Consider the following 21,659-nt stretch of genomic DNA (forward strand, 5'->3'; position numbering starts at 1 on the left):
ACGTACAGGCTTATCGAATCATTTGGGTAAAGGAGAACCACCTCATGAAACACTTTAATAAATTTTTTAAACCTCTGATTGGGATATTGGTTGTTGTGCCATTCGGCCTTATAGGCATGTTGGGTATGGGGGCGATGGCCTCAAAGTCGGAAAATCCGCAACCGCCTACCCCTCAACCCACGTCCGTGGAGATCAATCATCCGACTCTCCATAAAACAGTGAACGTCAACGGACTGGAAATCTTTTATCGCGAGGCGGGCCCAAATGATGCGCCGACCATACTTTTGCTACATGGATTCCCGACCTCGTCCCATATGTTCCGCAATCTGATCCCGCAATTATCAGACCGGTTTCATGTGGTGGCTCCGGATTATCCGGGTTTCGGGAACAGTTCCATGCCGACAATCGATCAGTTTACCTACAGCTTTGATAATCTTGCGAAGGTCATGGAGCAGTTCACCCAAGAAGTGGGCTTGAAAACGTATAGCCTCTACATGATGGATTATGGGGCGCCGGTAGGGTTCCGGCTGGCAGTGAGTCACCCAGAGCGGATCAACTCTCTCATAATTCAGAATGGGAATGCCTATGAGGAGGGCTTGCGCGAGTTTTGGAAACCGTTTCGGGCGTATTGGAAGGATCGTACGCCGGAAAATGCCAGGGCCCTCAAAGGTTTTCTGAATCTGCCGGCAACCAAATGGCAGTATACCCATGGAGTGAGAGATCCGGAAGCCATCAGTCCCGATAATTGGCTGGTGGACCAATATCTGTTGGACCGGGCAGGCAATAACGACATTCAGTTGCAGTTATTCGATAGTTACGGCTCGAATCCACCGTTGTATCCCAAATGGCAGGCGTATCTGCGTGAACATCAACCACCCACATTGATTGTGTGGGGAAAGAACGATCAGATCTTTCCTGCCGAAGGCGCATTTCCATACAAACGGGATGTGAAAAATTTGGAATTTCATCTGCTGGACACAGGGCACTTTGCCCTTGAAGAGGACGGACCGGTTATTGCCACTCACATTCGCCATTTTCTGGATACGCGGGTTGTTTCGGGACAATCCGATCATGTGAAGGAGAATCCATCATGACACAACTCACCAGCGACATTGCTTTCACTCCATCAGTCAAAGCCGTGCAGGAGCGACTCGGGTCACGACAGCATTATACGCGAATGGAAGAAGGGGAGGGATGGTCGGACACCATTACACCGGAGCTTGCGGACTTTATCTGTGAGCGGGACTCCTTCTATTTTGCCACCGCGAGTGGGGCAGGAAGGCCCTATATTCAGCATCGAGGCGGCCCCAAGGGTTTTCTCAGGGTGCTGGATGACCGGACTCTCGCCTTCGCCGATTTCAGAGGCAATCGCCAATATATTTCATTAGGAAATCTGGCCGAAAATCCTCAGGCCTTTTTGTTCCTGATGGATTACGCGACCCAAACGCGAATCAAGTTGTGGGGAACGGCAGAGGTCATTGAAGATGCTCAGGACTTGCTCAAACAACTCACCGATACACCATACAAGGGAAAGCCCGAACGGGTTATTCGGTTTCATGTGGAAGCCTGGGATGCTAACTGTCGACAACACATTCCCGTTAAATATTCACAAGAGGAGGTCGAGCGCCTTTTGTTGCCCCTTAAGAACCGGATCGTTGCCCTGGAAAACGAAATTGAGATATTAAACAGACAATTACGGGTGTCCGCGTAAACGAATGTCAGTCGTTTAATGTCCATTGCCATGCTGAAATAGGAGACAAGGAAATGAACGCATCCGTACAATTCAAGGAACCAAGGTCCGAATCGATAGGAGTCTGATTATACACACGGAACTACAAGGGAGTGTTGAATAATAAGGATGTTCAAGGGCAAATTTGCCCAGGATTAGATTACTCATCAACGGCTCCGGGTCGGTTCAAAAAAGCATGCCCTGAGTCTTCCCGAAGGGTCCGTCCAGCAAGGCCGCAGCCGTTTTTACGCGCGGAGAGTAAGCTGAGTACGTGAGCACGGGAAAATGACGAGAACGCCACTGGCGGCTTTTTTCAACAGACCCTGCAAGGGAACATCGAACCATGAATCATGAATCTGAACAGTGGGAAGAGATATTCCGGACCCTCTTCGAACGCAAGGTCGCAGCCTATAAAAACGGGGAGCGTCGGGTGGATAGGATGTTTACGAAAAAAGAGGATGATTTTCTCCGATCGATCGGGGCCACGCCTCAGGAAGTTTTTGACTTTGTGGAGGACTGGTGCGATGCCGGAGAACCCGATCCGGAAACCGCTCTCGCTATCACCAGGATAAGACGGGACTTTTTTTTGAATGATCAACAGGGGCAGTATTCAAAAATGGTGAAAATCACTGATCTGTTTCCGCCAAGGGAGGCGAAGCTGGCCGGCTTGGAATGGTTTCCCCGCATTATCGAAAAAGCCAGAGCCAAACTTTATGGAGAGTTACCGCCCGATCTGATGTATAGTTGCGGTGCGGATCGTCGATTTCTGAGAAAGGTCAACGTCAACCCCGTTGAATTTCTCCAAATGGTCAGGGAGGCGGATGACGACGTGGACCGCATTGTGAAATTTGTGACGGAACGATCAAAAACCTGACCACGATGATTTTTTGAAGGAGGGAGCTGATGCCAAGGATCGTGCGCTTTCATCAAACAGGCGGACCTGACGTTCTGAAGATAGAGGACTTACCTTTGGCCGAACCGGGTAAGGGAGAAGTTCGCATGAAGGTGGAGGCAATCGGCCTAAACCGCGCCGAAGTCATGCTGAGAAAAGGCCAATATCTGGAGACTCCCCAACTGCCCTCTCGGATAGGCTATGAAGCGGCAGGAATCATTGATGCCGTCGGTCCTAATGTCACAGACCTCCGGGTCGGGGACCGGGTGAGTACGATTCCGTCTTTCCCCATGAGCCAATATGGGGTCTATGGTGAGAGTGCCATCGTCCCGGCCTCTGCGGCCGCTCCTTATCCCGACAACCTCTCCGCCATTGAAGGTGCCGCCATCTGGATGCAATACATGACGGCGTATGGTGCGCTCATTGAATACGGAAACCTGAAAACAGGCGACACGGTTTTGATTACGGCCGCCAGCAGCAGCGTGGGATTGGCGGCCATTCAAATCGTCAAAGCCACCGGAGGAGTCGCGATTGCTACGACTCGTGGCGCCGATAAAAAAGCCTTTCTCCTTGAAGCGGGAGCCGATCATGTGATCGTGACTGATGCGGAAGATCTTGTGGAAAGAGGGATGGCGCTCACATCCGGAAATGGCGCACGCCTGGTGTTTGATCCGGTTGCGGGTCCGTTGTTGGAACAACTTGCCGCCGTCACCGCACCTGGCGGGATCATCTTTGAATATGGGGCATTGGCTCCACACCCAACCCCATTTCCTTTGTTCCCAGCCCTGGCAAAAGGGTTAACCATACGAGGGTATACGCTGTTTGAGATTGTCAAAAATCCGGAAATGCTGAAGCGAGGGAAAGGGTATATTTATCAGGGATTAGAATCGGGCGCTTTGAAACCGATCATCGATCGCACGTTCCCTTTGGCCGAAATTGCGGAAGCACATCGCTACATGGTCTCCAACCAGCAAAAAGGCAAAATCGTGGTGACTGTATGAAATCCGGAAGCCTCTTGCAGGTTGAAGCTTACAACAATGGAAGAATTGTGGGCAGCCCTCCCGCCACGTGACGTTGCTCGGTTGAACGGAGGCGGATTTTAAAGATCACGCGGCGGCTCTTCTCGCGGTTCACTCTGCTATGCCCATCGTAGATCAAGTCTTGTCTGCCACGGCCGGAAGCTGACGTCATCGCTTGGAAGCATTGATAGGCCGACGGCTCTTGCGCCTCAATGGCCTCCAGTCCCTTCACCATGACGGCCAGGGATCGCTCCTGGCTTAATTTTAAATTATAGGCATCGTCCCCGCGATCGTCCGTGTGACCCTGGATTGCGAGGGAATCGATTTTGTCGCGCAAGGGTCCGCATAAGACGGCCGCGTAGAACGGCATCGCCTCCTGTAAAAACTGAACGGCGTCATGAGAAAGAATGCTTTGGCCAAACTCAAAATTGAGTTTATTGTCGGGGACGACGATGAGAAGGGTGAGCGGATCGTGGGGATCGGCATCCAGGGTCAGTCCTAATCGCTCCAGGTGGTCCCGAAGGGCCGCCTGCACATTCCTTTTGTGTTCTTGTAATTGCGATTGGGCTTCGGAGGGGGTTTGGGTGATAAAGGCCGCAAAGAGCAGAATGAAGATCATGGCCAGTGAGGTCATGAGATCAATGATTCCGCCTGTCGTGGGAGAACTGGTGTTGTCCTGATCCGTCGGGGAACTCATCCTGTCCGTCGGTGTCTGACCGGCCCCGGCCGTTTGGACCAGGAGCCGATTTTATCGAAAAAGCTGGTCATGGAAGGACTCCGGGAGTACGCAGAGGTTTTCCAGAGAGCTGGGCGGTCTTCGAAAGGTGTTGCTGTTGGCATGGGATGCAGGTTGGCTTCCTTGAGCCATTTGGTGAGGCTGTGAATGGCATCATTCAATTCATTGAGGGAACCATGAAGCCGGTCCGTCATGACGCGTGGAAGTTCCGACAGGGTTCGTCGGATTTCGGCATGTTGCTCCTGCTGCAATGTCGTCAAAGTTTGAATGGCCGCTGTTAAATCGACGGTTGAACCGGCAAGCCCGTTTGTCTCCCATCCGACAAGGTGTGGGCGGCTTTCTCCCCCGGAGGACTTATGGTCTTTTGGTGGCCGGCCTTGCATGGCCGTGAGTTGCTCTAACATTTGTTCCATGGTTTTTCGGGGAAAGAGTCGATCAATGAGACCAAGAAAAATGTAATGATCGTGTATCAGTCGGGCCATGAGCGGTTTTTCAATGAACGTGAAGACATTGGCCACAATTAGTCCGACGATGGAGGTCAGGAACTTTCCTGCCAGTCCGTTTATCAGCCCCTGAATACCAACAATCTCACTTCCCTCGGCATGGAGCTTGCCAAGACCGATAAACAAGGCGAGAAAGGTCAGAAGTAACCCAAGACCCGTAATGAACGAAGGCAATTGTCGATAGAACGGCAGATTCACATGTTTGGCAATGAGGGCTTCATGAGTAAACACTTCTGCTGCGGGTTTTGTGCTGAATATCCGCGGATCAACAAACCACGGGACTTGTTCAAGGATGAGTGTCATTCGGTATTGCGCCCATGGGTCGCGAAAGATGGGTTCCTGTTGCATTCCCGAGTCAAGCGTGTGGATGTCTTCACTGTCCAGCCGGCTCGAAGTGGATGCCGCCCGGCCCACATGGGTTGAGAATCCCTTTCCCGGGTGATGGGTGAAGCGGTTGTGATCCATTTCCTTTCGTTCGTTGGCAAGTGCGTTCAACATGGGGCGCATTCGATTGAACGCCAGACGAACCGAAGCCGTTTCCTTCCGCATCTTGAGAATGTGCCATAGAAAAAATACCACAATCCCAACAGACCCCAGCCAACTCAGCATGGGGCTGTGCGGGCCTCCCAGGAAGGTCACGTCACGGCTCAAAAATTCCCACAGGCCAAACGTCGTGGTCACCTTGTCCTCCGGGATGTCATCGTGTCCTCGCTTTCTGCCTGGCAGTGTTGTGGATTATCAAAACCCTAGATAGCCGTCTCAAGTTTCGTGCCGTCGCTACGGTAAGTAGAACCTCATAAAATAACGGAATTTTTGTGAATGTTTGGGAGCCTTGAAAGGGTCGTTGGGCAAAGAGTGCCTCCTGCATCGGCAAGTTGGTCCTCAATAAAAAACGCATCCCGAATCCTGACGCCCCATAAATCCTGAGGCAATCCGTCTTCCCCTGGTCCCTGACTGTCCTCCTCATCCGGTGCCAAAGGTTGCCAGACCATTGGTTTTGTTGATGTTCAAGGGGTTCACGCATGTTCATGATTATGGGAACCCGCAAGGAAAAAATTCTTTTAGATGCGTGATAGAGCCAATGGGTTTGACCCTTCATCTAAATGGCGTACAATACCTCCACGATTCCGGCCAAGCTTCTCTGCTGAAGGCCATTTTGACGGAAGAAAGAGGAGAGAAAAGGAAGAAAGATGGAGGCTGATAGAACCACCACACCCACTATCCTTGTTGTGGATGACGAGGTGGACATTTGTCTGGCTTTGAGGGATCTGCTGGAAAGTGAAGGGTATAAAGTTGAGACAGTGGAGACCGGAAGCGAAGCGTTACGTCGAGTGTCCCCCGTTCATTCCTATAGTGCCGTCATCCTGGATTTAGGTCTGCCTGACCTTGATGGGCTGATTGTCCTTCAACGGCTGTACGGGCAGGATCCCACCCTTCCTGTGGTCATTCTTACGGCGCATGGCGATCAAAAGGAAAAAATCCTCACTCTGCAACATCATGCATATGCCCACCTGATCAAGCCCTATGACCGGCAAGAGGTGATTGAGATGGTGCATCGCGCGGTTGCAGCCAAGAATTTGACCTGGAAGGCCGCGCAGGCGGAAGAGGCGCTCACCTCCAGTGAATCGAAACGTCAGCTCGAACAGCAACGCACGCAAGCCTTGCTTTCCGAAAGTGAGCAACGACTGACGTTGGCCTTGAAGGCAGGAAATATGGGGATTTGGGACTGGCATATTCCAACCGGACAACTTATCTGGTCGGAGGAAGTTGCCGGGCTCTTCGGGTTAGCGCACGGGATGCTTGATGAAACATTTGAGGCTTACGAAAACTGCATTCATCCTGATGATCGCCCGATGCTTAAAGACATCATTGGGAGAACGCTTAAGAACGGGGCGCCTTACGAAGTCGAGCATCGAATCGTGTGGCCCACGGGGGAGGTCCGGTGGGTTGCTTGCAAGGGGCAGGTTGTTAAAAATCAGGATGGTCTCCCCCAACGAATGCTCGGCATTGTTCAAGATATCACCATCCGAAAACAGGCAGAGATCCATTTGCAGGACAGTCAACGATTTTTGACCTCCATTGTGGATAATCTTCCGCATATGATTTTCGTAAAAGATGCCAAAGATCTCCGCTTTATCCGCTTCAATCAGGCCGGAGAAGAGCTCATTGGCTATTCCAAGGAAGCGATGATCGGGAAGACTGATTACGATTTTTTCCCCAAATCGGAAGCAGACTTTTATACCAGTAAAGATCGAGAAGTCTTACTAGGTAAAACCCTGATTGATATCCCCGAGGAAGTGATTCACACCCAATTTCAGGGGACACGGTACCTGCATACCAAAAAAATACCGATCTTAGATGGTCAGGGAACCCCTCAATATCTTTTGGGAATTTCGGAAGATATTACTGAGCAGAAACAGGCGGAATTGGAACGGACAGAACGTGAAACCCTGTTACAACTTATTTTTGAAATGGGGCCGGGTTGCATTAAACGAGTTGCCGCCGACGGAACGCTGCTCCACATCAATCCTGCGGGTTTGGAATTAATCGAAGCGACAAATACCGATGACGTGCTTGGACGTTCCGTCTTTGACCTCGTCGTGCCTGAGCATCTGGATGCCTTTAAGCAGATGCATCATGAGGTGATACAGGGGAAGAAACAGACCCTTCAATTTGAGGTCCAGAGCCTGAAAGGCACCAGAAGTTGGATCGAAACGTATGCGGTGCCATTCAAGAATCCCATCACGAATGAAGTGGAACATTTGGCGGTCACACACGATATTACGGAACGGAAAAAGTCAGAGGAGCAGGCTCAGCAATTATCCCGGCAGAACGAACTGATCCTGTCCTCGGCTGGTGACGGGATCTATGGATTGGATCTACAAGGTCGGACGACTTTTGTGAATCCCGCTGGGGCAAAAATGTTGGGGTATGCGCCCCAGGAGCTCATTGGATCCTTTATGCATGGAAGCGTCCATCATTCTAAGCCCGATGGTTCTCCCTATCCCAGTGAAGCCTGTCCTATGTATGCGGTCTATTCGGACGGCGTTATTCGTCAGGTAGAAGATGAAGTCTTGTGGCGCAAAGACGGCACCAGTTTTCCGGTGGATTATACCAGCACGCCAATTTGGCAGGATGGGAATCTGACAGGAGCGGTCGTCACCTTTCGAGATATTTCCGAGCGAAAGCAAACGGCGGAAGCATTTAAAAAATCGAGAGAGGATTTTTTGACATTAGTCGATTCACTGGAGGGGATAGTATGGGAGTGTGAGTTCCCTTCTTATCGATTTACCTTTGTGAGTCAACAGGCCGAGCGCCTGTTGGGATATTCCATAGATGAATGGTTCGAGGAACCCGATTTTTTTTGCAATCGTCTCCATGGCTCCGATCAGAGCCGGGTAGTGGAATATTGCCGGGAAGCTACCCTCAGGAAAGAAAACCATGAATTAGAATACCGATTTTTCAAGAAGAACGGGGAGATGATCTGGCTGAGAGATTTGGTGACCGTGGTGGTAGAACATGATCAGCCTGTGAAATTGCGCGGAGTGATGTTTAATATTACTCAGACGAAGCAGGCAGAGACCGTACTCCAGGAGAGTGAAGAACGTTTCAGACTCTTAAGTGAAGCCATTCCTCAGCAGGTATGGACGGCACGGCCTGATGGGTCTTTAGATTATGTCAATCGACGGGTTCTCGAGTATTTCGGCTATCCCTTTGAAGAGATGATCGGTCATGGGTGGCAGCGGTTTCTGCATCCGGATGATCTGCCTGGATGTCTGGATTGCTGGGCCCGGGCACGTGAAACCAACCAACCCTACGAAATCGAATTTCGGCTACTGCGGGGGGCAGACCATGCCTTCCGATGGCATCTCGGGCGGGCTCTCCCTGTTTTAAATCCAGATGGGCAGGTGGTGAAATGGTTTGGATCCAACACGGATATCACTCAATTGAAACAGTTGGAAAATCAGGTTCGCCAATCTCAAAAAATGGAGGCCATTGGGACCTTGGCAGGTGGTATTGCCCATGATTTCAATAACATTCTTATGGCGATCATTGGCTATACAGAACTTGCCAAACAGAGTGCCAGGGACAATGTCAGGGCACAAAAGAATCTTGATGAGGTGTTGGTAGCCGGGCAGCGCGCCAAGGAATTGGTTCAACAAATTTTGACATTTAGTCGGCAAACCGAGCAAATACAGCAGCCGCTTGACCTTCAAGTGTTGGTCAAAGAAGTTGGCAAATTCCTTCGTGCCACGTTCCCGGCGACCATCGAGATTCGTCAACAGTTCACTGAGGCGACCTCGATCATATTAGGAGATCCTATCCAAATGCATCAGGTGTTGATGAACCTGTGTGCCAATGCCGAATACGCCATGCGGGGAAGCGGAGGTCTTCTTGAATTGAAGTTGGAGCGTATGATAGGTGAACCTGATGGGATCGGCGCACATCCCGATCTAAAGGGAGGTGCCTATGTATGCCTGACTGTTCGAGATACGGGAACGGGTATGACTCCGGATGTCGTCCAACGCATCTTTGATCCCTTCTTTACCACGAAGAGGGTCGGTGAGGGGACGGGAATGGGTTTGGCCGTGGTCCATGGAATCGTCATCAGTTATGGCGGTATCATTAAGGTGGAGAGTGAACCCGGGCGGGGAACTATTTTTCGCATCTATTTCCCGGAGATGGAGGCCGCGAATTTTCCAGAGGAACATTCTCCATTGCATCCAGAAGTGTTCATGGGCCGAGGGCATATTCTTTTTGTGGAAGATGAGGAGCCTCTTGCCAGGCTTGGGGAGGAGGCAATAAAGGGGTTGGGGTATGAAGTCATGGTGCGCACGAGCAGCATTGAAGCTCTGGAAGCTTTTCGGGCCGATCCATTTCGATTTGATGCGGTGGTAACAGATCAAACGATGCCGCATATCACCGGTGAAGCACTGGCGCGTCAATTGTTAGAACTCAGACCCGACGTGCCTATTATCCTGTGTACGGGGTTTAGTCACAGTATGACCTCGGAAAAGGCCAAAGCCATGGGGATTCGTGCTTTTCTTTTAAAGCCGCTGTTGATCAAGGATCTCGCGTGGACTCTTCGGGAGGTTCTGAATTCATGACTGGTCGAAAGGTAATTTCGTCGTTTCGGCCGGAGTGAAATTTCGTCCGGCCTCTGTTTGGGGCCTGATGAGTTCATTCACTAGATTAGTGGTGAGGTCCGAAATTCCCGTTTGAGGAATTTTTCTTCTTTCATCACCCTCACCAACAATTTTATCTGCAGACGTGTCATCAGAAGCCTCACATTCGAAATGTGTGCTCAGCAACCATGTGCCTAGGGTGTTTCAGGGCTGTTGAAACACGCGACAGCGGACCTCTTTCCCATTCCGTTTTAACGCCGCATCCCGGCTCCACAGGCCATCCACCGTATGCCAAAATCAGAATGGGAGTGAATTTGGGCTGTTCATGAAAATTCGATTGTGGCGGAGTCCCAAGTCACTATATTGCATTTCTTTACATGCAGATCGTGAATGCATGCCAATTCAAGAAATAGGAGTTTGGTACTCAGAGTAAGAAACATTTTTACCCGCGGGTTCCATTCGGTGCTTACGCCTCAAGGCATCTTCTTGAAAAGCGCTGAAGAGGTTCCATCGCGGACCAGCCTCCTCCAGACAGGCGCGAAGAGAAAAGCCAACCAAGCGAGAGTGCGCCTTCAGAAGGCTTCATTGAAAGGGTTTCCGTATTCGCTCTTCACAGCTTGCAGGTAGTGAACCATTCGTTCTGCCATTTTCCGGATGGAATGTGCGGCTGAAAAAGCATGACGCCCGAGTAACGTATTGGAGTTCGTATTGACATATGACCGTTTCTGCGAGGATTTGTCATGAATGGTGAAGAGGTTATCGTTCAAGCGTTTGAACATGCCGTCAAAATGGCCCGTGATGTCACTCGACCGGCATATGAGTCCTTGCAATGGGCTGCGAAAGCCGAGGCCTATGCCTTTGCGCTCTGTCAATATTCCCGGGATTTAACCGGGCCGGGAGGATTCATGTTTTGGCACGAGCAAGCTCTTTCGGCGTATCGCCTCGGTCGGCAACAACTGACAGAGCTGCGCAAGGAGTACAAAGAGGTGGGCTAAGCGTGGGCATGCCATGGAGGGATCCCTCGTCATATTGCCGCCTCAAACGGCCGCATTTATGGGGAGAAAAAGGAAAAGGATGGAATGAAGAACGGGAATACGAAGTGTTGGAAACGAACAAAGCCCGGATGCCGGTACGGCTCACCATCTGGAGTGGGTGGACTGAGAGGTCTGGATCTTGTCGAGCCCCCAAGGAGCATGAGTCGAAGTCTGCGATGGTTGCCATGAGCTGCTCCCTTGCGAAGGCTTTCGGTGACCACGCATTCTATGAAATCCTATGACGCAAACGGCGTGCGTGGGTCAGGATGGGGTTGCGTCAACTATGGAGTAAACTTTGGCCCGGGTATTTTCAGCAACAAGCAGAGGTTTTCAACGGTCAAAACATCTTCCAGGCGTCCTCACCTTCTCAGGTAAACCCTTCTTCTTCCTCCGGTGGTTCCCGGAATGAATCAGGAGAGCATCTGTTTGCTGAACTGCCACTCGTCATGACTTCCCTGCAGTAGAAGAAGCTGAGTAGGCCGGATGAGGCTCTCTCGGGCCGTAACTCGAGAAGCATGACGTGGAAAGTTCGTTGGGGAGAAGTGGCGAACACGTGAGCGGGTTCCGCGAAGCTCATCAAGCCTTCCCCCGTTTTCACCCGGAGAGCCAACCGCTTTGGCCGGATGAGAAGTCTGTATGTTTCCTCCACGCGAATCCTTTGCCTCACCCGAATTCCAACTGACGGATGCATTTTGATTGATTCAATAATTCTCTCGGCCATTCACCGGATGTCAACATCAGAATGTAAATGTTTTTGTACTGTTCGTGAAAATACGATTGAGGAGGATGGCCGACATCCTATACTAGGCTCCTTCAATTCCGGAGTGGGATGCATGGCAATTCAATCGATAGGAAGATAGGGCTCAGGGTAGGGTTCGTCCTTACCTGCGGGTTCCCCAGGGTGAAGGGTTCGGAATTGCAACCTCCTTTTCCTTTGCCCTGGCGAACTCCGAATTTTTCATCACCATTGTTGCGTAATCTTGGTTCTCGGTGTCGTGCCGGATTCTTATTTCTTCCAGGCCATTTCAGCCTCATCGTCATCCGGGAGAGATATTCGGGAAGAATGGTGTGGGGAAATTTCCGCTTCCGAGTCCATATGTGCATAGGGCACCAAAAGGCAGAGGCTGCTACCGACAAAAAGGCATGACAAGAAAGATTCTCGGGCATGCGAACGCACACCTACACGCGACCAGACTCAGGATAAAGGAGTTCGTGTGGCGCAAAGTGTACAGGTAACAAAAAGAAATTCCGAGTTGTCCTCGCGTCTTTGTCAGCGATGCCAGGGCTAAATGGTTCGGGAGTATGATATGGATCGGTTTGACGTAAATTGCCTGTGGGGAAGCGGGTGGCGTTGCATAAATTGTGGTGCGGTGATTGATCCCGTTATGCACGTTCATCAGCAAATGGGGGAGCCCCTCATTCCCTGATTGGCATGCTCATAACGGTGAAAACCGATCTGCCATGCTCCCTGGGGAGGTGCGTCTGCCTGGCGCACGGAACGGACGGGCCGGACCAATTCCGGAAGAGAGGAGGTGGCGGCCGATCAAACGGCCCAATCCGGTTCGGGTGCCGGCGTAAGGATGGCCCCGACATGCTTCGACGGTCCGTTCATGGGAGAAAGACGATCTGAAATTCCTGAAATTTGACTGTTGATCAAATTTGTATTGAGGGATGTCTTCGGTCTTGTGTATTCGTCCATTGTGTTATTGAGTGAAAAGGGCATTGTGAATTGTTCGTGATGCGAACAGCGGTTTTTGGTCAACCTTGACGGGAGGAAAGTTTTGGCTAACACATCGACCCGAATCGTGATTCGTTTGCGCAGCACCATGAGTTCCCATTGTTATTCGACCATGAAAAACAAACGGCATAATCCGGATCGTCTGGAATTGCGCAAGTACGATCCCATTGTCAGAAGGCATGTCCTGTATCGTGAGACCAAGTAAGCTCACCGGTGCGTCGGATGGAGTCTTGGCACAAGACGGTGTGTTGGATGCGGGGCCTGCCAATCAAGAACGTACATGAATAAAAAGGAGGGATGATGGCGAAAAAAAGTTGCATCATAAAAAATGAAAAGCGAAAAGAGGTTGTGAAGATGTATGCGGAACAGCGAGCGGCATTGAAATCGACGATCAGAAACCCTCGTTCGCCACTAGAGGTGCGGGAGAAGGCGCAACAGGCACTGCAGGCGCTTCCCAGAAATGCGAGTCCCACGCGGGTGCGCAATCGATGCCTGATTTCAGGTCGAAGCCGCGGGTATCTGCGGCGATTCGGGATGTCTCGCATCGACTTTCGCCTGTTGGCGTTAAAGGGCGAAATTCCCGGGGTGCAAAAATCAAGCTGGTAGAGGGCATGCCATGCTCAGATGACGAAGAAATCTCTTTCTTCATGAAACGAACATGGAGTCGATGGAGTGGGGATGCTGAGTAACCATATATGTGCAGGGAGGGCGTTATGAAAACAGAGGAGCGCGCGCAGGTGCCCGTTACCGTCTTAACCGGATTTCTGGGCGCGGGGAAAACCACCTTATTAAACAGAATTTTGACCACGGAGCATGGCAAACGGGTCGCAGTGATCGTGAATGAATTCGGCGAGGTTGGGATTGATAATCAATTGGTGGTCGGGGCGGACGAAGAGATTTTTGAAATGAATAACGGATGCATTTGCTGCACGGTCCGCGGGGATTTAATCAGAATCATCTCCAACCTGCTTAAACGGAAAGAGCGGTTCGATTATATGGTCATTGAGACCACGGGGTTGGCTGATCCGGCTCCTGTCGCCCAGACATTTTTTGTCGATGACGATATGAAGCGCCGGCTGATGTTGGATGCCATTGTCACGGTGGTCGATGCGAAACATATCTGGGAACATCTGGATTCCAGTCCGGAAGCGAAGGAGCAAATTGCGTTTGCGGACGTGATTCTTTTGAACAAAATTGACCTGGTGGATGCGGCGGATGTCCAGCGTCTCGAGGATCGTGTTCGGGCAATCAACACCATGGCAAAGATTTACCGGACCCGGGACGCCCAGATTGAAGTGGACAGGCTTTTAAACGTGGGTGCCTTTGATCTTGGACGAAAACTGGAGATTGACCCAAACTTTCTGGGCGAAGAAGCTCACCAGCATGACCCCACGGTCTATTCGGTCTCGTTAACGGAAAAGGGGCAGGTGGATGAAGCGAGAGTGAATGATTGGCTGCAGGAGGTCCTGGCGGGAATGGGCACCGATATTTTCCGGATGAAAGGGATATTGGATGTGCAGGGGCAGGCTGAACGATTCGTCTTCCAAGGCGTGCATATGTTGTTTGATGGTCGTCCGGATCGCCCATGGACAGCCAGTGAAGCCCGAGGGAATCAGATGGTATTTATCGGCAGAAATCTCAATCGTGACAAGTTGCAGGAGGGGTTTCGAGCATGCCTCGTTTAAGTCGTCCGCGGTCTGCGGTCCGCTTGCTACCGGTCGGATCCTTTCAATTGGATGATTACATTAACGCTGTGAAGTTTTCTCCGGACGGAAGGCAACTGGCTGTGGGTGATGTGAGCGGGCAGGTTGTCGTGTGGGATGTGGTGCTTAAGCGTTTCGCCTCTCGTGCAGCAGGGCATCGGGGAGCCGTCCTGACGATGGGATGGCATCCCGATGGTCGGCTTCTGGGTACGGGAGGAGAAGATGGAGTGGGGCGAATCTGGAATGTAGGCACGGGGGAGGAGCTTGCGGTGCTCCCGGTCGGTGAGGGACAGGCATGGGTCGAGCATCTGGCGTGGGAGCCCGGTGGCCACCGCTTGGCGATGACGGCGGGAAAAATCTTGCAAATCGTGAGGTGGCCGGAAAATGGTGTGTGTCATGTTGAAGCCGAAATGGCCGGGCATGCCAGCACGGTCTCCGATATCTGTTGGCGCAGGGGGCATCCTGGAGAAATCATCTCGTCATGTTTTGGCGGGGCAAAGCTTTGGGGTATGGGCGGGGAGCAGCCTCTCAAGACATTTTCTTATGAAGGAGCACTCCTGGCAGTGACCTTGAGCACGGATGGTCAATATCTTGCCTCAGGGAATTTAGACGGATCCGTTCATTTGTGGAGCACCGCCACGAATCAGCACTGGCACATGGCCGGCTATCCCTGCAAGGTCCGACATGTCGCATTTGATCCACAGGGAGACTATTTGTGGACCGTGGCCGGCCCTGATTTGGTTGCGTGGTCAGCCAAAAAATTTGAGGGAACCAGCGGGCGTCTCTTCAGGGGACATCTTGGATGGATTCAGGGTATTGCCTGTCACCCCTGTCGATCGATTGTGGCGACGACGGGAGAGGACGGATTACTTTGTCTCTGGCAGCCGAAAACCACAAAACCAATGCTGAGCGAGGAACTGAATGTGTCCGGCGGACTGTCCTGCGTGGCCTGGAGTCCGAATGATTTGTGCATCGCGACCGGGTCGGACAACGGGATGGTGTCCCTGTTTTCTGTTGAAGGAGCGGGTGAATGACGATGAATCTATTCGGGGGGCGACGCGGCATCGATCCGGATCAGGCTGACCGCATCAAATCGTGGTCGCGTTCAGCATGGGCCTTATCGGAAGAGACGACCGTGATGGTCACCGAATTAGAATGTCGCGAACCCGGCTGCCCTCCCATTGAGACGGTCATTGCCCTCCTGGAAGGGCCGGGAAAGACCACGCAATTCAAAATTCACAAAACAGCCGGTGATGTGACTCAGCGCGATGTGGAGGCGTTGATGAGGGGAGGTCATGATCACCATGGCGAATGAGGGGCAGCGTCTATGAAAAGGGCAGCCGTGACTCCGGTGTATGTGATCGCCGGATTCCTGGGCAGCGGAAAAACCACCTTGCTGAAGAGGGCGTTGGCACACGAGCTTGACAGGGGAGTCAAGCCGGCGGTGCTCATGAACGAATTCGGCGAAGTGGATGTGGGCGGAGCAACACCTCCATCACGCCGATACCATTATCCTCAATAAGCTGGATCAGATGGATAGCGCGCATACGGATCGGGTTGAGCAGCAGATCAGGGCGGCCAACCCCACGGCCCGTGTGCTGAGAGCGGTACTTGCTGATGTGCAAGTGCCCCGGCTCCTGGCCCGATCGACTTCCTTCAGGAAAACCGTCATTGCCGATGGTACCAGCAAGGATTCGGCCGCCGGGTATCGGAGCGGCAGTTTCAGGATCACGCTCCCGGTCGATCCGGTGCGATTGGAAGCATGGCTGCGGCGCTATGCCCGATCGGTTGTCCGGCTCAAAGGCTTTCTGCTGGTGGCCGGATTGGCTGAGTGCCAGAAAGTGCAATGGAGTATGGGCTCGCTCTCGATCACTCCGTGTGTCGGGACGGCACCCTCGCAAGCCAGGATCGTTGTCATTGGACGTCGTGTCCCGTGGCAACGGTTTTTGGAAGGACTTGAGCGCTGTTTGGTGCAACCAAGGCGAAAGACGAAACAATGGAGTCGAGCGACAAGGAGAAAGCCGTGATGCAGGGAGATGAGGCCACGAAGAGCAATACGGGTGGAGCCGTGAGGTTGATTGACGATCCGGCTGCGCGGGAATTGGTCAGGGAGGCGCACAGCCGGATGTATAAGTGGCCGGCCGGGTTCGGCGGGTATCGAGCGGATCTGATCCTTAACGATGAGGGACGGATCACGGACGGAACGGTCAGGCTGATTCCGCGGAAGGACACGACCGTTGATCTGCCCGGAGCCGATCCTGCTCTGCAGGAATGGGCGCGAGAGCGACTCTGGACTCAAGGGATGCATTTGGCTTATTCGCCGTTTGCGGAAGGCGACGGCAAGTACGTGCTGTTATTCGATCCCGACGAAGACCCTGCAGTACCACATCCGCGGGGCCGGCGGGTGTTGTTGACCGGTGGCCGCCTTGAATCCTGGTATCGCATTCAGCATGGCCGATACACGCAGATCGGTCGTATGACCCCCATGACCGAATCTCGTGTGAATACCATTGAACGCTACGATCAGGCTCCGGACGGGAAGCAATACTCCAGCCATTACGTGATGACGTACTTTTCGTTAGATGGTCGATCAGTTGTCGGCATGGAAAGCTATGTCAACGAATTTGTGGAGGTAGCCGGTGTCTGGCTTCCCGCCGTCCGGCGTGTGTCATTTGGAGAGAAGGGTGGAGTCAGCACACGGGTGATGACATTAACGAACCATGAGGTGATGGAATGAGTCAGGCAGGCAGTGCAACGACGGAATCATCAGGCATCAAGAAAGCCGGCCTCAGCGTGGCGGTGGCGGTCTTGACGGTCTCGGATTCCAGAACGGTCGAAACGGATACGAGTGGGAGGGCCATCATTGATCGTCTCACGCAAGCCGGACATCGCATCGAAGACCGTAAAATGTGTAAAGACGACGATCAGGCTATTCGCGAAATAATTGCGGCATGGGTGGCCGACTCGAAGGTCGAATTCGTGATTGTGACGGGCGGGACAGGCGTGACGCAGCGCGATGTGACTCCCGATGCTGTTCGTTCCTTGTTCACCAAATCGATCCCCGGGTTCGGCGAACTCTTTCGCTGGCTCAGTCATCGTGAAATCGGAACATCGACGATTCAATCGCGGGCCGATGCGGGTGTCTGTGGGGACACGATTGTCTTCCTGCTTCCGGGAAGCACGGGCGCCTGCCGATTAGGTATGGAGGAGATCATTCTTCCGCAGCTGGATCTCGATCATAAACCCTGCAACCTCACCGAACTCCTTCCACGGGTCAAGCAGGAGCATCCACCGCATGATGACTAGGGATCCGTATGGCGATTAGTGTGACGCAAGACGGGCGGATTGCCATCGTCTGGGACCTATCGCAATTAAAACGTGTGTACCGTTCGCTCTTTGCTCAGTTGCGAGCCGACCCTGGTGCCGATGTGGATGACGGCGACTATTTGCTGGAATTGCAAATGTTTCTCCAGCAAAAGGCCGGCGAGGATGGCGTTGATGTGACGCTTCATTCGGCTTGGGAGGCCTGGCTTGGCCACGAGGCGCCCATTCCGTGTGAGCAACGGTATGAACAGTATCGATCGAAAGAAACAGATGCTTCAGGACAAGGCTCATCCCTGTGAGCCTTCCCGCCGAGTCCACGTGGTTGTTTGTTGTGCTGATGGGATTGCTTGGCAGTATCGGCGCGTTGCTTCCGGCCTGTCTGGTGCTGTTTATTCCGGATGGCTGGCGCCATCAATGGCTGCCCTACCTTCTGAGTTTCGCCACGGGAACCATGCTGGCAACCGCTATAATCGGGCTCATTCCCGAGGCGCTGGAGCTTGCGTCTGTTCACGCCGTGGGAGTGGCCGTGCTCGCAGGGTTGGTCCTGTTTTTTGTGCCGGAGTGGTCTCTCGTCTGGCGGCATGCGCATGGCGAGGATTTTGTTCATCACCATCAACATAGGCCCGGTCAGAGTTTGGGGAAAAAGACGGGGATGCTCGTCCTGGTCGGCGATACGGTACACAATTGTGCTGATGGGATCGTGATAGGCGCGGCTTGTGTCGTCTCCCCGGCGTTAGGTTTTGTGGCGACGCTGGCCGTGTTGGCGCATGAAGTCCCGCAGGAATTGAGCGACTTCACGATTCTCTTGTCAAGCGGATTCACGCGGTGGGATGCCTTCATGTGGAATACCCTCTCCGGGTTGAGCACGCTCGTGGGCGTCGTGGTGGCATACGGAGGATTGTCCTATGCAGAACCGATCCTTCCGTATGCCTTGAGCGTGGCTGCGGCCAGTTTTCTGTATATCGGCCTGGCAGACCTCGTGCCGGGCTTGCATGGACGAATTGGCGCGGCGAGCGGGGGATGGCAGTTTTTCTTGATGATTGGCGGGATGATCACGATCGGCGCCTTGACCATCTTGCCCCATTAAGGGGAGGGAACGGAGGAGAAAATGACGAGGAGCGTGCAGTTGGGAGACGAGCGGATTCAACTGATGGGGCAGTTGCCGTGTCCGGGCGATCGTCTGACGGCCGGGTTTGCCATTCCTGCCGCGCGTCTGGCGCAGGAGCCGCTCAGAGCGTCGGATCTTCAGGACGGGTTGGTGGTGCTTTCGACCTTGCCGAACATTCAAAAGCATGCCTGTCTGGCGCAGATTGTCGACTTGGAAGAGCGCAGCCATGAGCAGTTGCCGGGTTTACGAATTGTGCATGTGTCGGCGGACCACGAAGAGCATTGGAGAGAGGTGGATCGGTTCCATCCCAACGTTCGGGCGGCAGGATATTCTCTGTGCTGCGCGGATGAGGACAGCCGGGAGTCGTTCGTGAAGGCTTTTGGGATTGGAGTGGCCGGTCACCATCAGATCGCCCATGGATTGTTCGCGCTGCGCGACGGGGTCTTTGTTGCCGTCCAGGTGCCAGATGATCAAATGCGGCCGGCGGACGTGAAGATCTTCCTTGAGGCTCTGTTGACGGTGGAACAAGCGGAGCGTTCCCGGTAAAACGGCTGGCGACTGTGTGCTAGCTTGTGAGGATGTCACAGGTTCCATCGGGGACATGGGGAGAGTGAGGGACTCAAAGGGCTGCACGTGGCGCCTGGTGAGGGAAGGAGAGCGACGTTCAGGAGCCAGACAATAAGGGGCACGCACTCGTGGTTGCGGGCGGGTGGGTGTTTGATCCCGGCCGATGGAACGGGGAAGCGGATGTGTGGATTGGTGACGGCCGCATTGTGGCGGTGGTATCGCCGGGTGTGCCACCCCCATCAGGCAGTCGGTGCATCGATGCAACCGGCCTACTTGTTGTGCCCGGGTTGGTTGATCTGCACGTCCACCTGCGTGAGCCGGGGTTTGAGTATAAAAAAACGATTGCGACGGGAACTGCTGCGGCTGTGGCAGGGGGATTCACGTCTGTCTGTTGTATGCCCAACACTCAACCGGTCAATGATTCGGCTGAGATAACCAGGCGAATTCTCGGGCATGCCAAGGCGACCGGCCTGGCTGCCGTCAATCCAGTAGGCGCGATTACAAAAAAATCACAAGGTCGCGAGTTCACAAACGTCATGGAGCTGAAAGAAGCCGGTTGTGTGGCCGTTTCTGATGACGGCCGGCCGGTCATGGATGATCAGGTGATGCGAGCGGCCATGAAAAAAGCCGCTGCGGCCGGTCTGCCGGTCATTGATCATTGCGAAGATCTGAATCTATCGGGTTGTGGCTGCATGAACGACGGGCCGGTGTCGCGGGCGCTAGGATTGCGCGGCATGCCGGCTATGGCTGAAGACCGGATGGTGAAGCGAGATATTCTGTTGGCACAGGAAACTGGCGCCAGGCTTCACATTGCCCACGTCAGCACGGCCGGGACCGTGCAAGCCGTGCGACACGCCAAGGCGGCTGGGTTGCCGGTGACCGCCGAAGTCTGCCCCCACCACTTTTCGCTCACAGAGGATATTGTGGGTGAACAGCAGGCGAATGCCAAGATGAATCCTCCCTTGCGAAGTCAGCAGGATCGAGCCGCGTTGATTGAGGGGTTGGCTGACGGGACAATCGATGCCATTGCCACCGACCATGCCCCGCATGCCGAGTATGAAAAGCAATGGGGCATGGATCGCGCGCCGTACGGCATTGTCGGGCTTGAGACGGCGTTGGGGCTGGCCTTCCGGTTGGTTGAGGACGGCGTGCTTTCTGTGGAATCGGTGATCGAAAAATTGACATCGGCTCCCGCGCGCCTGTTCGGTTTGCCAAAAGGGACCCTGGCGGTTGGGGTTCAGGCGGATGTGGTGCTGATCGATCCTCACCGCGAGTGGATCGTCGATCCTGAGCGGTTCCGGTCGAAAGGGCGGAATACGCCGTTTGCCGGGTGGCGCCTTTGTGGCCAGGTCGTCAGAACGCTCATCGAAGGGAAAACGGTTTATCACCCTCCGGGTAAGGCCTGACGCGTCGTATGCGCATCGTGGCATTCGTGCATCAAAAGGGCGGAACCGGAAAGACGACGCTGGCCATCGGGACCGCGATCGCTCTGGCTGAGACCGGAGCCAGGGTGCTCCTCGTGGATGCGGATGTGCAAGGGACGGCAAGTGAGTGGGGAAGACGGTGGGGTCAGCGATGGAATGTGGTCTGCCGGTCCCAAATGCAGCCGATTATTCATGAGCAGACTGACCGTTTCGAGCGCATGTTTGATTGGATGATCGTGGATGGACCGCCGAACGTGTCCGAGATGACGGCCAGTATTTTCAAGGCGGCCGATGGCATTCTGATCCCGATACGGCCGTCGCTTCCGGATATCTGGGCGCTTGAAAATCTGGCGGCTTTGCATGAACGACTGACGTCAGAGGGAAATGCGGGGACTGTCTTCGTGGTGTGGAATCAGGTTGTCGATCCGCCGACTGAGGGGATGGTTGCCCAAGTCAGCGCGATGCCATGGCCGGTATCGCCCCGCCTTATTCCCTGGGATGCCGCCTGGATGCAGCTCATGGAGGGCGCTCCCGTTCCGGATGATTCAGGGAAGTATCTTCGAGCGCTGGCAACGGGAATCTTGTCGTGAGCTTCTGTTCTTTCCCGGATGACCAATCTTTCGTCTGTCAGCCCTCCTCCAGGCGGTCGGCACTCCGGAGTCGTCCGTCTGTTCCCCCGTTGCAGGCACAGCATGGGAGTTTTGAAAAATGAAAAAATTCACGTGCAAATTTGCCCAGGATGAGGGGCAGCATACC

At 53.5% G+C, this 21,659-nt stretch carries 21 protein-coding genes and 1 pseudogene; 20 read left to right on the forward strand and 2 right to left on the reverse strand.

What is annotated here, in order from left to right; translation table 11 throughout:
• Positions 1-116 precede the first annotated feature (116 nt).
• The 4 genes from H6750_11660 (at position 117) to H6750_11675 (ending at position 3,622) form a co-directional block, all read left to right on the forward strand.
• Positions 117-1,094, forward strand: a complete 978-nt coding sequence (locus H6750_11660) for an alpha/beta hydrolase (GenBank protein MCB9774961.1) — start codon at positions 117-119, stop codon at positions 1,092-1,094.
• Positions 1,091-1,711, forward strand: coding sequence for a pyridoxamine 5'-phosphate oxidase family protein (locus H6750_11665; protein ID MCB9774962.1), 621 nt, complete (start codon positions 1,091-1,093; stop codon positions 1,709-1,711). Before H6750_11660 ends, H6750_11665 begins: the two co-directional genes overlap by 4 nt.
• 361 nt (positions 1,712-2,072) lie before the next feature.
• Positions 2,073-2,603 (forward strand): DUF5069 domain-containing protein, encoded by a 531-nt coding sequence (locus H6750_11670; protein MCB9774963.1) that lies wholly within the window; start codon positions 2,073-2,075, stop codon positions 2,601-2,603.
• Between the two features lie 29 nt (positions 2,604-2,632).
• Positions 2,633-3,622 (forward strand): zinc-dependent alcohol dehydrogenase family protein, encoded by a 990-nt coding sequence (locus H6750_11675; protein ID MCB9774964.1) that lies wholly within the window; start codon positions 2,633-2,635, stop codon positions 3,620-3,622.
• A 28-nt stretch (positions 3,623-3,650) separates the two neighbouring features.
• On the opposite strand, the gene H6750_11680 is transcribed toward H6750_11675, so the two are convergent.
• Together H6750_11680 and H6750_11685 are read right to left on the reverse strand one after the other, a co-directional pair.
• The gene (locus H6750_11680) at positions 3,651-4,337 is read right to left on the reverse strand and encodes an OmpA family protein (protein MCB9774965.1); all 687 of its coding nucleotides are present in this window, start codon (positions 4,335-4,337) and stop codon (positions 3,651-3,653) included.
• A complete protein-coding gene (locus H6750_11685; GenBank protein MCB9774966.1) occupies positions 4,334-5,560 on the reverse strand; it encodes a hypothetical protein in 1,227 nt (408 codons plus the stop codon). The genes H6750_11680 and H6750_11685 overlap by 4 nt, the downstream gene beginning before the upstream one ends.
• Positions 5,561-6,069: 509 nt before the next feature.
• Here H6750_11685 and H6750_11690 point away from each other — a divergent pair.
• From H6750_11690 to H6750_11765, 16 genes and pseudogenes are all read left to right on the forward strand, one after another.
• Positions 6,070-9,987, forward strand: coding sequence for a PAS domain S-box protein (locus H6750_11690; protein ID MCB9774967.1), 3,918 nt, complete (start codon positions 6,070-6,072; stop codon positions 9,985-9,987).
• Between the two features lie 758 nt (positions 9,988-10,745).
• Positions 10,746-11,000 carry a hypothetical protein gene (locus tag H6750_11695; GenBank protein ID MCB9774968.1) on the forward strand — a complete coding sequence of 85 codons (255 nt, stop codon included), beginning with the start codon at positions 10,746-10,748 and terminating at the stop codon, positions 10,998-11,000.
• Positions 11,001-12,820: 1,820 nt separating this feature from the next.
• Positions 12,821-12,982, forward strand: coding sequence for a 50S ribosomal protein L33 (gene rpmG, locus H6750_11700; GenBank protein ID MCB9774969.1), 162 nt, complete (start codon positions 12,821-12,823; stop codon positions 12,980-12,982).
• A gap of 95 nt (positions 12,983-13,077) precedes the next feature.
• Positions 13,078-13,383 (forward strand): 30S ribosomal protein S14, encoded by a 306-nt coding sequence (gene rpsN / locus H6750_11705; protein ID MCB9774970.1) that lies wholly within the window; start codon positions 13,078-13,080, stop codon positions 13,381-13,383.
• Positions 13,384-13,490: 107 nt separating this feature from the next.
• Positions 13,491-14,462 (forward strand): GTP-binding protein, encoded by a 972-nt coding sequence (locus H6750_11710; protein ID MCB9774971.1) that lies wholly within the window; start codon positions 13,491-13,493, stop codon positions 14,460-14,462.
• The gene (locus tag H6750_11715; protein MCB9774972.1) at positions 14,450-15,514 is read left to right on the forward strand and encodes a hypothetical protein; all 1,065 of its coding nucleotides are present in this window, start codon (positions 14,450-14,452) and stop codon (positions 15,512-15,514) included. The genes H6750_11710 and H6750_11715 overlap by 13 nt, the downstream gene beginning before the upstream one ends.
• Positions 15,511-15,795 carry a hypothetical protein gene (locus H6750_11720; GenBank protein MCB9774973.1) on the forward strand — a complete coding sequence of 95 codons (285 nt, stop codon included), beginning with the start codon at positions 15,511-15,513 and terminating at the stop codon, positions 15,793-15,795. The genes H6750_11715 and H6750_11720 overlap by 4 nt, the downstream gene beginning before the upstream one ends.
• Positions 15,796-15,807: 12 nt before the next feature.
• Positions 15,808-16,002: a hypothetical protein gene (locus H6750_11725; GenBank protein MCB9774974.1), complete on the forward strand. Its 195-nt coding sequence runs from the start codon at positions 15,808-15,810 to the stop codon at positions 16,000-16,002.
• Entirely contained in the window at positions 15,953-16,507 is a 555-nt protein-coding gene (locus tag H6750_11730) for a GTP-binding protein (protein ID MCB9774975.1), read from the forward strand. The genes H6750_11725 and H6750_11730 overlap by 50 nt, the downstream gene beginning before the upstream one ends.
• Positions 16,507-17,217: a DUF3386 family protein gene (locus H6750_11735; protein MCB9774976.1), complete on the forward strand. Its 711-nt coding sequence runs from the start codon at positions 16,507-16,509 to the stop codon at positions 17,215-17,217. The genes H6750_11730 and H6750_11735 overlap by 1 nt, the downstream gene beginning before the upstream one ends.
• Positions 17,214-17,786 (forward strand): molybdenum cofactor biosynthesis protein B, encoded by a 573-nt coding sequence (gene moaB / locus H6750_11740; protein MCB9774977.1) that lies wholly within the window; start codon positions 17,214-17,216, stop codon positions 17,784-17,786. The genes H6750_11735 and moaB overlap by 4 nt, the downstream gene beginning before the upstream one ends.
• A gap of 8 nt (positions 17,787-17,794) precedes the next feature.
• Positions 17,795-18,013: pseudogene (locus H6750_11745) on the forward strand (hypothetical protein).
• Between the two features lie 128 nt (positions 18,014-18,141).
• Positions 18,142-18,891, forward strand: a complete 750-nt coding sequence (locus tag H6750_11750) for a ZIP family metal transporter (protein MCB9774978.1) — start codon at positions 18,142-18,144, stop codon at positions 18,889-18,891.
• Between the two features lie 21 nt (positions 18,892-18,912).
• Positions 18,913-19,458, forward strand: coding sequence for a hypothetical protein (locus H6750_11755; protein ID MCB9774979.1), 546 nt, complete (start codon positions 18,913-18,915; stop codon positions 19,456-19,458).
• A 149-nt stretch (positions 19,459-19,607) separates the two neighbouring features.
• Positions 19,608-20,885: a dihydroorotase gene (locus tag H6750_11760; GenBank protein ID MCB9774980.1), complete on the forward strand. Its 1,278-nt coding sequence runs from the start codon at positions 19,608-19,610 to the stop codon at positions 20,883-20,885.
• Positions 20,886-20,893: 8 nt separating this feature from the next.
• Positions 20,894-21,493 carry a ParA family protein gene (locus tag H6750_11765; GenBank protein ID MCB9774981.1) on the forward strand — a complete coding sequence of 200 codons (600 nt, stop codon included), beginning with the start codon at positions 20,894-20,896 and terminating at the stop codon, positions 21,491-21,493.
• Positions 21,494-21,659: the final 166 nt, after the last annotated feature.

Source organism: Nitrospiraceae bacterium (assembly GCA_020632595.1).
GTDB lineage: Bacteria > Nitrospirota > Nitrospiria > Nitrospirales > UBA8639 > Nitrospira_E.